At 67.5% G+C, this 12,182-nt stretch carries 11 protein-coding genes; 2 read left to right on the plus strand and 9 right to left on the minus strand.

The features are described 5' to 3' along the window. Window positions 1–78 precede the first annotated feature (78 nt). From E9536_RS06755 to E9536_RS06785, 7 genes are all read right to left on the minus strand, one after another. A complete protein-coding gene (locus E9536_RS06755) occupies window positions 79–855 on the minus strand; it encodes an ABC transporter ATP-binding protein (RefSeq protein ID WP_059697443.1) in 777 nt (258 codons plus the stop codon). Next, on the minus strand, window positions 852–1,754 hold the full coding sequence (locus E9536_RS06760; protein WP_124814584.1) for an ABC transporter ATP-binding protein: 903 nt from the start codon (window positions 1,752–1,754) through the stop codon (window positions 852–854). The genes E9536_RS06755 and E9536_RS06760 overlap by 4 nt, the downstream gene beginning before the upstream one ends. A gap of 1 nt (window position 1,755) precedes the next feature. Then, window positions 1,756–2,670: a nickel transporter permease gene (nikC, locus tag E9536_RS06765; RefSeq protein WP_027791893.1), complete on the minus strand. Its 915-nt coding sequence runs from the start codon at window positions 2,668–2,670 to the stop codon at window positions 1,756–1,758. 67 nt (window positions 2,671–2,737) lie between these two features. Beyond that, window positions 2,738–3,808 carry an ABC transporter permease gene (locus tag E9536_RS06770; protein WP_027791892.1) on the minus strand — a complete coding sequence of 357 codons (1,071 nt, stop codon included), beginning with the start codon at window positions 3,806–3,808 and terminating at the stop codon, window positions 2,738–2,740. Window positions 3,809–3,818: 10 nt separating this feature from the next. Beyond that, window positions 3,819–5,420, minus strand: a complete 1,602-nt coding sequence (locus E9536_RS06775; protein WP_059496889.1) for an ABC transporter substrate-binding protein — start codon at window positions 5,418–5,420, stop codon at window positions 3,819–3,821. Between the two features lie 61 nt (window positions 5,421–5,481). Continuing rightward, entirely contained in the window at window positions 5,482–6,045 is a 564-nt protein-coding gene (ddpX, locus tag E9536_RS06780) for a D-alanyl-D-alanine dipeptidase (RefSeq protein ID WP_027791890.1), read from the minus strand. Between the two features lie 27 nt (window positions 6,046–6,072). Continuing rightward, window positions 6,073–6,972 carry a MurR/RpiR family transcriptional regulator gene (locus E9536_RS06785; RefSeq protein ID WP_136469540.1) on the minus strand — a complete coding sequence of 300 codons (900 nt, stop codon included), beginning with the start codon at window positions 6,970–6,972 and terminating at the stop codon, window positions 6,073–6,075. 541 nt (window positions 6,973–7,513) lie between these two features. Here E9536_RS06785 and E9536_RS06790 point away from each other — a divergent pair. Beyond that, window positions 7,514–8,770, plus strand: a complete 1,257-nt coding sequence (locus tag E9536_RS06790) for an oxalate decarboxylase family bicupin (RefSeq protein WP_060173419.1) — start codon at window positions 7,514–7,516, stop codon at window positions 8,768–8,770. A 90-nt stretch (window positions 8,771–8,860) separates the two neighbouring features. After that, window positions 8,861–10,186 carry an Nramp family divalent metal transporter gene (locus E9536_RS06795; RefSeq protein WP_136469541.1) on the plus strand — a complete coding sequence of 442 codons (1,326 nt, stop codon included), beginning with the start codon at window positions 8,861–8,863 and terminating at the stop codon, window positions 10,184–10,186. A gap of 25 nt (window positions 10,187–10,211) precedes the next feature. On the opposite strand, the gene E9536_RS06800 is transcribed toward E9536_RS06795, so the two are convergent. Together E9536_RS06800 and E9536_RS06805 are read right to left on the minus strand one after the other, a co-directional pair. Continuing rightward, entirely contained in the window at window positions 10,212–11,465 is a 1,254-nt protein-coding gene (locus tag E9536_RS06800) for a hypothetical protein (protein ID WP_136469542.1), read from the minus strand. Between the two features lie 27 nt (window positions 11,466–11,492). Beyond that, entirely contained in the window at window positions 11,493–12,035 is a 543-nt protein-coding gene (locus E9536_RS06805) for a class I SAM-dependent methyltransferase (protein ID WP_021161346.1), read from the minus strand. Window positions 12,036–12,182: the final 147 nt, after the last annotated feature.

The raw sequence follows: 12,182 nt of genomic DNA on the forward strand, positions 1-12,182 counted from the left end.
CGGCGCACAAGGGTTCCATGCGGCGGCAAGCCGGCGCGTGGCGTGCCGAGTATCGCATGGCGGCGCGACGTGCGGATGTCACGCGGCCGGCGCGCCCGGCGCAGGCTCGAGACGACGATAGCCTTCGGTTGCATTCAGCAGCGTGCGCGTGTAGTCGCGCGCCACCTGCCCGGCGCGCACGTCCTCGATCCGCAACTGCTCGACGATCTCGCCCTGCTGCATCACGGCGACGCGCTGGCACAGGAAGCCGATCACCGCGAGGTTGTGGCTGACGAGGATCATCGTCAGGTTGCGTTCGCGATGCAGGCGGCGCAGCAGGTTCAGGATCTCGGCCTGCACCGACACGTCGAGCGCGGACGTCGGTTCGTCGAGCAGCAGCACGCGCGGCTCGACGATCAGCGCGCGCGCGATCGCGACGCGCTGCCGCTGGCCGCCCGACAACTGGTGCGGATAACGAAACCGGAACGTGGGGCCGAGGCCGACCTCGGACAGCGCGCGGGCGATGCGCGCATCGGTGTCGCTCATGCCGTGGATCGACAGCGGTTCGCGCAGCGTCTGGTCGACCGTGAAGCGCGGATGCAGCGACGCGTACGGGTCCTGGAACACCATCTGCACGTGGCGGCGAAATGCACGATCGGGCGTGCCGCCGACCGGCCGGCCGTCGATCGACAGGCTGCCGGACGCGAGCGGCACGAGGCCCGTCAGCGCGCGCAGCAGCGTCGACTTGCCGGAACCCGATTCGCCGACGAGCCCGAACACCTCGCCGTCGCGCACCGCGAAGCTCGCGTCGCGCACGGCGTCGACGTGACCCGTGCGGGTCGGGAAACGGATCGATGCGTGATCGACGTCGATCATCGTGCGGCCTCCTGTCGATCGGCGGGCGGCGCGGGTTCGAGCCACGCCGGATCGCGCCGCAGCACGGGCAGTTCGTCCGGCGGGTTCGCGAGCGGCGGGTTCGCCGCGAGCAGCCCGCGCGTATAGGGATGGGAAGCGTTGCGCAGGTCGCGCGCGGCGCAGGTTTCGACCACGCGGCCCGCGTACATCACCGCGACGCGATCGCAGAACGACATCACGAGCGGCAGGTCGTGGCTGATGAACATCAGGCCCGTGTCGTGGCGCGCGATCATCGCGTCGAGCACCGCGAGCACCTGCATCGACACGGCGACGTCGAGCGCGGAGGTCGGCTCGTCGGCGATCAGCAGGCGCGGGCCGGTCGACACCATCATCGCGATCATCACGCGCTGGCCCATGCCGCCCGACAGCTCGTGCGGATACGCATCGGCGACGCGCGCCGGGTCGCGGATCTGCACGGCCGCGAGTGCATCGACGATCCGCTCGCGCAGCGCGCGGCCGCGCAGCCCGGGCTCGTGCAGCCGGAACGCTTCGCCCATCTGCTTGGCGACCGTCATCACCGGGTTCAGCGAATATTTCGGGTCCTGCAGGATCATGCCCATCTGGCTGCCGCACAGCCGCCGGCGTTCGCGCGGCGACATCGCGAGCAGGTCGTGGCCCGCGAAGCGCATCGTGCGCGCCGACCAGCGCGCGGCGTCGGGCAGCAGGCCGAGCAGTGCGCGGCCCGTCAGCGATTTGCCGGAGCCCGATTCGCCGACGATGCCGAGGCGTTCGCCGGGCGCGAGCGTCAGCGACAGGTCGCGCACGGCATCGGTGACGGTGCCGTCGTGCCCGCGAAAGCCGATCTTCAGGCCGTCGATCTCGCACAGCGGCGCGGGCGTGGGGGCGGGGTTCATCGGCATGTCACGCTCCATGACGGGGATCGAAGACATCGCGCAGCCCGTCGCCGAGCAGGTTGAACGCGAGGCTCACGAGCAGGATCGCGCAGCCGGGCAGCGTCGCGACCCACCACGCGTCGAGCAGCACGTTGCGGCCCGACGCGACCATGAAGCCCCACTCGGGGCTCGGCGGCTGTGCGCCGAGGCCGAGGAAGCCGAGGCCCGCGACGGTCAGGATGATGCCGGCCATGTCGAGCGTCGCGCGCACGATCACCGACGACATGCACAGCGGCACGATGTAGCGCAGCAGGATGCGCGGGCCCGACGCGCCCTGCAGGCGGGCGGCGTGGATGAAGTCGGCCTGCGCGATGCGGATCGTCTCCGCGCGCGCGAGCCGCGCATACGCGGGCCACGCGGTGATCGAGATCGCGACGACCGCGTTGATCACGCCGGGCCCGAGCGCGGCCGCGAATGCGAGCGCGAGCACGATCTTCGGGAACGCGAGCGCGATGTCGGTGATGCGCATCAGCACGCTGTCGACGAAGCCGCCGCAATAGCCGGCCGTCGTGCCGATCGCGAGGCCGATCGGCACGACGATCACGACGACGAGCAGCGCAATGCCGAGCGTGAGACGCGAACCGGCGATCAGCCGCGAAAGGATGTCGCGGCCGAGCTGGTCGGTGCCGAGCCAGTGCGACGGCGAGCCGGGCGGCAGTAGCCGGTCGGACAGCACCTGGCGCAGCGGATCGTGCGGCATGATCAGCGGGCCGACGATCGCGACGACGATCAGCGCGACGAGGATCGCGAGCCCGAACAGGTTGAGCGGGTTGCCGGCGAAACGGCGCCAGCGGCGATACGCGAGGCCGAGTGCGGCCTGCGAGCGCGAGGCGGGCGCGTCGGACAGCAGCCACGCGCGCAGCGTGAGACGCTCGGCGTTCATGGTTGGACAACCTTCGGCATGGGCGATGAAAGAAGCAGGGTGGAAGCGGTCATGTCGTGTCGGCGCGTCAGCGCGCGCGCGGATCGAACACGCGGTACAGCGCGTCGGTCAGCAGGTTGACGGTGATGAACATCGCGCCGATCACGAGCGTCGCGCCGAGCACCGCGTTCATGTCGGCGTTCAGCAGCGCGCCGGTCAGGTACGAGCCGAGCCCCGGCCACGCGAACACGATCTCGGTCAGCACCGAGCCTTCGAGCAGGTTGCTGTAGGTGAGCGCGATCACGGTGAGCAGCGGCACCGCGATGTTGCCGAACGCATGCCGCCAGATCACGCGGCGCTCCGGCAAGCCCTTCGCGCGCGCGGTGACGATGTATTCCTGGCTCAACTGGTCGAGCATGAACGAGCGCGTCATGCGGCTGAGATACGCGACCGAGTAGTAGCCGAGGATCGCGGCGGGCAGCGCGATGTGCGATACCGCGTTGCGAAACACGTCCCATTCACCCGCGAGCGCCGCGTCGATCAGCAGGCTGCCGGTGCGCGGGTCGACCATTCCGTCGTACACCGGATCGAGCCGGCCCGGCCCGCCGACCCAGTGCAGCCGCGCATAGAACAGCAGCAGCCCCATCAGCCCGAGCCAGAACACCGGCACCGAATTGCCGATCAGCCCGACGAAGCGCGCGATGTGATCGATCGGACGGTTGTGCTTCACGGCGGCCGCGACGCCGAGCGGCACGCCGATCGCGATGCCGATCAGCGTCGCGATCGTCGCCAGTTCGAGCGTGGCCGGGAATACGCGCTTGATGTCGTCGAGCACGGGGTTCGCGGTCAGCAGCGACATGCCGAGATGGCCGTGCAGCACGTCGCGCGCATAGATCAGGAATTGCGTGACGAGCGGCTTGTCGAGCCCGAGCGCGATGCGTTCGGCCGCATACGCCTCGGCCGACGCGCGATCGCCGAGGATCGCGAGCACGGGGTCGATCGGCACCTTGCGGCCGATCACGAACGTCAGCGCGAGCAGCCCCGCGAACGTGACGGCGAGCGTGAGCGTCCAGCGCAGCACGCGCAGTGCCCAGCGCACGGCCGGGCGCCGCGCGGGCAGCGTGCGCAGGGCTTCGAGGGAGGAGGCGGGAGTCGACATGCGGTGAATCTTATTGCTTCTTCAGGTTGCGGTACGACACGAGATCGTTGATCGGCCCGACTTCGAGCCCGCTCACGCCGGGCCGCGTCGCGACCTGCGCGACCTTCTCGAACATGATCACGAACGGCGAGCGCGCGAGCATCTCCTTCTGCATCGCCTGATACCGTTGCGCGCGTTTCGCGGCGGTCGGCTCGGCGAGCGCGGCGTCGGTTTCCTTCGTCAGTTGCGGAATGTCCCAGCTGTTGCGCCAGGCCAGCATTTTATAGCTCGACTTGTCGGAATTGTCGGGGTTCCACGCAAAACCCTGCGCGTTGCTGTGCGGATCGATGTAGTCGGCCGACCATTCGCCGATGTAGATGTCGTGCTGGCGCGCGCGGTATTTCGCGAGCGTCTGCTTGTTGTCGCCGGGGATCAGCTGCACCTTGATGCCCGCCTGCGCGAAGTTCGCCTGCACGGCCTGCGCGATTTCGGTGTACGGATAATCGTTGCGCACGTCCATCGTCACCGAGAACCCGTTCGGCACGCCGGCCTTCGCGAGCAGCGCCTTCGCCTTCGCGACGTCGAGCCGGTACGGGTTCGCGTTCAGCGTGCCGAGGAAACCTTCGGGCAGGAAGGTCTGGTGGACCTTGTAGGTCGTCTTCACCACGTTGCCCTGGATGCCCGCATAGTCGACGAGCCACTTCAGCGCTTCCTGCACGTCGGGCTTCGCGAGCGTCGCATTCTTCGTGTTCAGGCCGAGATACAGCAGCGTCGCCTGCGGCGATGCCGACACCTTCGCCTTGCCGGATTTCACGACGGACGCCAGATCGTCGGGGCTCAGGTCGCGTGCCGCATCGACGTCGCCGTTCTCCAGCAGCAGGCGCTGGCTCGCGGCTTCGGGCACGTGGCGCAGCACGATGCGCTTCATCGCGAGCGGCAGCCGGTAGCCGTCGAAGCGCTGCAGCACGACGCTGTCGCCGGCGGTCCACTTGACCAGCTTGTACGCGCCGGAGCCGGCCTCGTTGGTCTTCAGCCACGCGTTGCCGAAGTCGCTGCCCTGCTGGTGCGACAGCAGCAGCTTCCTGTCGAGCACCGAGGCGGGCCAGGAGCCCAGCACGTTCAGGACGAAGGTCGGCGCGTACTTCTGGTCGGTCGTGACCGACACCGTCAGGTCGTCGAGCTTCTTCACGTTGGCGACGACGTTCGCCTTCGTGAGCCCGATGCCGGTCAGCACGGCCGCGGGCCCCTTGTCGAGCAGCACCGCGCGCTGGATCGACCACGCGACGTCGTCGGCCGTCAGCGGGTTGCCCGAGTGGAACTTGAGGCCGGGGCGCAGCTTGAACGTGTAGGTCAGCCCGTCGGTGCTCACCGTCCACGACTGCGCGACGTCGCCGTTGAATTTCGACGGATCGCGCAGGTCGACGCGCACGAGCCGGTCGTACGTGTTCGCGACGTATTCCTCCGGCACCAGCTCGTAGACCTCGCCCGGGTCCAGCGTCGTGAATTCGTCGAGCAGCGTGGCCATCACGAACATGTCCTTCGGCGTCTCCGCATGCGCGGCGGACAGCGGAACGGCGGCGAGAACGGATGCGGCGGCCAGCGCCGCGACGAGCCGGGATGTCAGGGGTTTCATCTGCGCTCCATGTGTCGTTGAAGTCGTTGAACGTGAACGGTGGGGAGAATGCGTCGGGCCATCACATCAGGCGCCACGGGCCGCTTGCCGCATTGTCGATCTGGGGCAGCGCATGCGAGCCGGGCAGTTCGTAGTGCCACCATTCGCTGTCGATGTGCGCGAAGCCGGCCGCGTGCATCACGCCGAGCAGCAGCAGGCGGTTGCGCTGCACGGCTTCGGGCAGCCCCGCGTGGAAGTGGCCGGATGCGGCGACCATCTCGTCGAAGCCGGTGCCCATGTCGAGCGGCTCGCCATCCGCGCCGACGAGCGTCAGGTCGAGCGCGGTGCCGCGGCTGTGATTCGAGCCGCGGCCGAGATCGGCGACGAAGTTCGGGTCGGGCAGGAAATCCCACAGCACCTGCTGCGCCTGCGGCGGCCGGTACGCATCGTAGATGCGCAGCGTGAAGCCGGCCTGCGCGGCGACGTTCACCGCGCGACGCAACGCGGCCTCGGCCGGCGCCAGCAGCAGGCAGTGCGCGCGGCGGTAGATCGGCTTGCCGGTCAGGTTGCGGTCGGTCGCGTAGACGAGGTCGATGTCGACGCGATGGGTGGCGGGCGTGATCTCGACGAGGCGGTGGTCGTTCATTGGCGGTTCGGGTTCGGTCGGGCTCGCTCAGGATTCGAATTGGTCGAACGTGTGCTGCAGTTCGCGGTTGCGCGCGACGCGCCGGTCGATCGCGGGGCCGAGGCGGTCGACCACGGCCGTGATCAGCAGGTTGAACAGGCAGGTGAGCGGTGCGAGCGAATCCCAGAACTGGCCGACGTCGGTCTTCACCTGCAGCAGGTCGGCCGGCCAGTCGCGCGCCCACGGGCACGAGAGGTCGGTGACCAGCGCAAACGGCTGCCCGCGCTCGGCGGCCGCCTGGCAATAGCGGCGCGCGCTGCGCGAATACGCGCGGGTGTCGGTGACGATGCAGTACGGCCGCTCGAATTCGGAGTTCAGCGAATCGACGTACGAGCCCGACTGGCCGTCGGAATAGAACACGCGCGGGCGCAGGTATTCGAGGTAGCTGCTGAACGCGTTGCTGATCCCGCGCGTCGACTGGATGCCGAGGATGAATACCGCGTCCGCATGCGCGATCCGGTCGGCCACCTGCGCGAACACCGGGCCTTCGGCGAGGCGGTACACGTGGCGGATCGCGTCGAGCTCGCGCTCGAGCGACGATGCGAGCGGGCTGTTGCCGGCATCGCCGTTTCCGTTGCCGTTTCCGTTTCCGTGGGCCGGTTGCGTACCCGCGACGCGGCGGTATTCGTCGAGCCGGTCGGTGATCATCCACGGGCGATCGCCTCCGCCGCGCAGCTCGCGCTTCAGGTCGTCGAGATTGCGGTAGCCGACGCTGCGCAGGAAGCGCCCGACCGAGATGCCGCTCGTGCCGGCCTGCTGCGCGATCTGGTCGGCCGTTTCGAGCCCGAGCCGGTCGAGGTTCGCGAGCATGTAGCTCGCGATGCGCTTCGCGGTCGGCGTGAGCTCGGCGTAGCGGGATTCGACGGTACGGGCGAACGCGCAGGTCATCGGCTGTTAGATCGTTGTCGTCTGATGATCGAATGTCATCCATCTAACGAAGCCAAAATCATTCGCGCCAGCGGATAAAAACTATGGTGTGAGGATAGGTGATAGGGTCGGAAGTGCGTTCGACGGTGGGGCGGTCCGCGCTGGAAAGGGGCTTGGTTTTATCTCTGTCAGGAATAATTTGCGTTTATGCCTGATAGAGATAATTTGCGTTTATGTCGGTCAGTCATGTTGACCGAATCGAACCGCGATCGTCCGCTACGTGCCTCCATCTCGTCTTGCCGTCATTCGCACTTCACGACCGGGCTCATCGGACCTGACCGATTTGCCGCCCTCGATCGTCGCCCGCCATCCCGCTGCACCGCAATAATTACAAAATTAAAGTCGATCAGCTTAAATCATTAATTCAGGTTAATAATTCATTTAAATTATTCGTCGAATTGTATTTAACTTGCGTGACGGGATGTTCGATTTTCGATAATCCGAAAAACGGCATGTGTTCCGTAATGGGAATTCACTTGATCGCAAGAATGAAGGAGAAGTCATGACGAATCTTTCTCGACGCAGAATGCTGGCGAATACGGCCGGCGCCATTGCTGCCGCCGGTATTGCGGTATCGGCGAAGGCCGCCTCGTTCGGCAATCCGGACAGTCCGCCGGAAGGCGCGGTCAATGCGCGCAACCGCCAGAGCCTGACCGATCCGGGGCCCAAAAATCCGGCTATCGCCAACCAGTTTCCGTCCTTTCAGGATCCGCCGGCCACCGATATCAACGGCATGCCGTTATTCTGGGCCTCGTTCAATAATGCGCATAAAAGAATTCAAAATGGCGGATGGGCGCGTGAAGTCACCCAGGACGATTTTGCGATTTCCGAAACCATTTCCGGCGTCAACATGCGCCTGACGCGCGGCGGCATTCGCGAGATGCACTGGCACCAGCAGGCCGAGTGGGCCATCATGCTCGACGGCCGGTGCCGGATCACGGTGCTCGACGAACTCGGGCGGCCATCGGTGCAGGACGTGAAAACCGGCGATCTCTGGTATTTCCCGCCCGGCCTGCCGCATTCGCTGCAGGGCCTCGGCACCGACGGCGCCGAATTCCTGCTCGCGTTCGATAACGGCCGCGCGTCCGAATTCAACACGCTGCTGCTGACCGACTGGGTTGCGCACACGCCGCCCGACGTGCTCGCGCTCAACTTCGGCGTGCCGGCCGACGCATTCCGGAACATCCCGCTCGACAACCTGTGGATCTTCCAGGGCGACGAACCGGGCCCGCTCGCGGAAGCCCAGCGCGCATCGGCATCGGCGGCAGGGGCGCCGCCGCATCCGTTCATCTTCTCGCTCGGCGACATGAAACCGGTCAGGAAGACCCGCGGCGGCGAAGTGCGGATCGCGGACAGCACGAACTTCAACGTGTCGACGACCGTCGCGGCGGCGCTCGTCACCGTGCATCCGGGCGGCATGCGGGAGCTGCACTGGCACCCGAACGCGGATGAATGGCAGTACTACCTGCAGGGCGAGGCTCGGATGACCGTGTTCGACACGGGGCCGAAGGCGCAGACGGCCGACTTCCGCGCGGGCGACGTCGGCTACGTGAAGAAAAGCCTCGGGCACTACGTGCAGAACACCGGCAACACCGATCTGGTGTTCCTCGAGATCTTCAAGACCGACCGTTATGCGGAAGTGTCGCTGTCCGACTGGCTCGCGCATACGCCGCCGAAGCTCGTCGAAGCGCACCTGAACGTCGCGCCGGACGTGATCGCGCAGTTTCCGCGCAACCGTCCCGACGTCGTGCCGCTGTAACGCCGCCGCTGCCGCCGCGGCCGGCAGCCGACATGCCGGCCGCGGCGCCTGACCTTCAGGAATCCTGCTTCATTCGAACGGAACACCACCATGATTCCCGTCACGAACAAACCTGCCGGCAGCTTCGCGCTGCCGAGTCTGCCTGCCGGGCACACCGGCCACACCGGCCACACCGACGGCGCGGCGCGTGCCGCGCTGGAAGGGCGCCGCACCGGCGTCGCCGCGCTGCTGCCGTTCGTCGGCCCGGCCGTGATCGCGTCGATTGGCTATATGGACCCCGGCAACTTCGCGACCAACATCCAGGCCGGTGCCGCGTACGGCTACCGGCTGCTGTGGGTCGTGCTGGCCGCGAACGCGATCGCGATGCTGTTCCAGGCGATGTCGGCGAAGCTCGGCATTGTGACCGGCCGCAATCTCGCGGAGCTGTGCCGCGACCGGTTTCCCGCGCCGGTCGTATGGGGGATGTGGGTCGCGTCCGAGATCGCCGCGATGGCGACCGATCTCGCCGAATTCCTCGGCGGCGCGCTCGCATTCGGGCTGTTGTGCCACCTGTCGCTGTTCGCGGGGATGATCGCGACGGCGTTCGCGACCTGCGCGATCCTCGCGCTCGAAAAGCGCGGCTTCCGGCCGCTGGAAGCCGCGATCGCGGCGCTGGTCGGCGTGATCGGCGCGTGCTATCTCGGCGAACTGCTGATCGCGCCGCAGGACTGGCATGCGGCCGCGTTCCACCTGGTCGTTCCGCAGATTCCGGATCGCGCGGCGCTGACGATCGCAGTCGGGATCATCGGCGCGACGATCATGCCGCACACGCTGTATCTGCATTCGGGGCTCACGCAGGATCGCACCGCGCCGCGCGACGATACGGAGCGCCGGCGGCTCGTGCGCTTCTCGAATCGCGAGGTGGTCGTCGCGCTCGGGCTGGCCGGGTTCGTGAATCTCGCGATGGTGATGATGGCGTCGTCGGCGTTTCACGCGAGCGCGCCGGGCATGACCGACATCGGCGACGCGTATCACACGCTGATCCCGGTGCTCGGGCCGGCGGCCGGCGCGCTGTTTCTCGTCGCGCTGCTGACCTCGGGCGTGTCGAGTTCGGTGGTCGGCACGATGGCCGGGCAGGTCGTGATGCAGGGCTTCATCCACCGCCGCATGCCGGTCTGGGTGCGGCGCGCGGTGACGGTCGTGCCCGCGTTCGCAGTGGTCGCGCTCGGCTGCGACGTCACGCGCGCGATGGTCGCGAGCCAGGTGGTGCTGAGTTTCGTGCTGCCGATGCCGATGATCGCGCTGCTGATGCTGTCGGCGCGCGCGGACGTGATGGGCGCTTACGCGATGCGGATGCCGCTGCGGATCGTCGCCGGCGCGGCGACGGTCGTGATCGTCGGGTTGAATGCGTACCTGGTGTGGGCGGCATTCAATTGACCGGCGGCGGGCCGCCGCCCGCTGCCTACTGCTGCATGTCCGGCGCCTCGCGCAGCCGCCAGATCGCATTGCACTGCTGGCCGCCGAGGCTCGTCGAGCGCAGCGTGACGACGGTGCCGGGCGCGATCCGGTACGTGAAATGCGCCGTCAGCTCGGTGCCTTTCCGCTGCGGCTGCCCGTCGACCAGCACTTCGCACAGCAGCGGCGACGGCGACCCGGACGGGTGCGTGACATAGACGTTCAGCCGCGCGATGTCGCGTGTCGCGGTGAACACGACTTCGTGGTTCCCGCTGCCGATCAGCATCGTGCCGCCGGGTTCGTCGATCGCCTGCAGGTAGGCGCCCGCGCTTGTCTCGATCGTTGCGGCCGCAACGGTCAGCCCGGCCGAGCGCACGTAGTCGGTTGCCGCGATGCGCGCGGCGACCGCGTCGGACTGTGCCGGCCTGCCGTCCGACAACGCGAACGGCACGCCGTCGCGCAGCGCGGCGTCGACGTGGTTCGCGTAGTAGCGCCAGCGGTCGAGGAAGCGGATGTCGCCGGTCATGTGCAGCGCGCGGATCGGCTCGCCGTGATACCGGAGCGTCGTCGTGCCGGTGCCGGCATCGAACGCTTCGTGAATGCCGTACTTGCTGACGAAGTTCTGGACCGGATCGAGCAGCGCCGTTTCGCCCTGGGCGCTCCACAGGTGCAGGAACGTCGTATCGATCCCGAAGCATTCCTGGAAATCGGTGCCGATGCGGGCGGTGCAGTCGCGCAGGTGGCCGGCGTAGCGTGCCCACGCGTCGGCGGTCCCGGCAACGAGCCCGGCCTGCAACGCGCTGCCGTGGCGTGCGGAGACTTCGTCGACGACGAGGCGCCAGTGATGGTCGCGCCGCTCGCCGATCAGCGGCGTGACGACGAACGTGCAGAACAGCGGGTCGGGGCACGCGTGGAGCCGGTCGTCGCCGATCTGCGAGAACAGGTCGAACGGCGGCGCGCAGAACCAGATGTCGGCGTCGTACAGCGCGAGCTTGCGGATCTGCGGGTTGCGTGCGCAATACTCGGCGGCCTCGATGAAGCGGCCGACCGGCAGCGCATACGCGCTCGACGCGTCGATCACGTCGACCGACTGGCTCGCGAGGATCTGCCGCTTGCGGTCGGACAGCCCGTAGCCGATCACCGCGATCCGGCCGTCGTAGCCGGTGTGCCGCAGCGACAGCAGGAACGGCACGAGCATCTCGTACCACGCGCGGTTGTTGTCGTTGATCGCCACGCAGACCGCGTGTTCGCTCGATTGCATGTTCGCCCCCCGTTGCGCGCGCCCGGCTCAGTAGCCGACGTGGCGCTCGCAGACGACCGCGCCGCAACCGCGGCTGTCGTGATACGTAATATGAAACTGCTTGTTGTCCCACAGCCACTGGAACACCGCCTGGTACACGCCGGCCACGGTCATGTCGTGCAGCACGATCTTCTTGCGCGCCAGCGGGCCGAAACGGTTCAGTTCGGCGAGCGTCTGCTCGTACGTATGGGTGGTGTCGATGAACAGCAGGTCGGCGGCGAGCGGCTCCATCGCGAGATCGTCGGCGATCCGGAATTCGAAGTCGATCGACAGGTCTTTCGCCGCCTGCTCCAGTTCGGGCCGGATCTGGAAATACTCGTCGGAGATGTCGACCGACACGAGGCGCTTCGGCTGCGCGAGCAGGAAGGCCGTCGTGGTCAGCCCGGTGAACACGCCGAGCTCCAGGATGGTGTCGCATCCGGCGGCCGTTTGCGTATAGAAGTCGAAGCGGGAGGGGCTGTCGCCGAGCCAGCCGATCGGCTCGATCTTGTACTGAAGGAACTCCATTCGCAGTTGTTGTAGCGTGCGCATCCTGTTTTCCTTGGCGAAGCGGATTGGCGGATTCGATGGTCCCGATCGTCGCCGGTCGCGGCCGGCGTCCGTGGCGTCGCGCATTGTAGATCGCCCGCGCCGCACGGCATAGCACCGCCACGGCGGCTCGCGGCGATTACCCGCGCG

The organism is Burkholderia sp. LS-044 (assembly GCF_004803625.1).
GTDB classification, from domain to species: Bacteria; Pseudomonadota; Gammaproteobacteria; order Burkholderiales; family Burkholderiaceae; genus Burkholderia; species Burkholderia cepacia.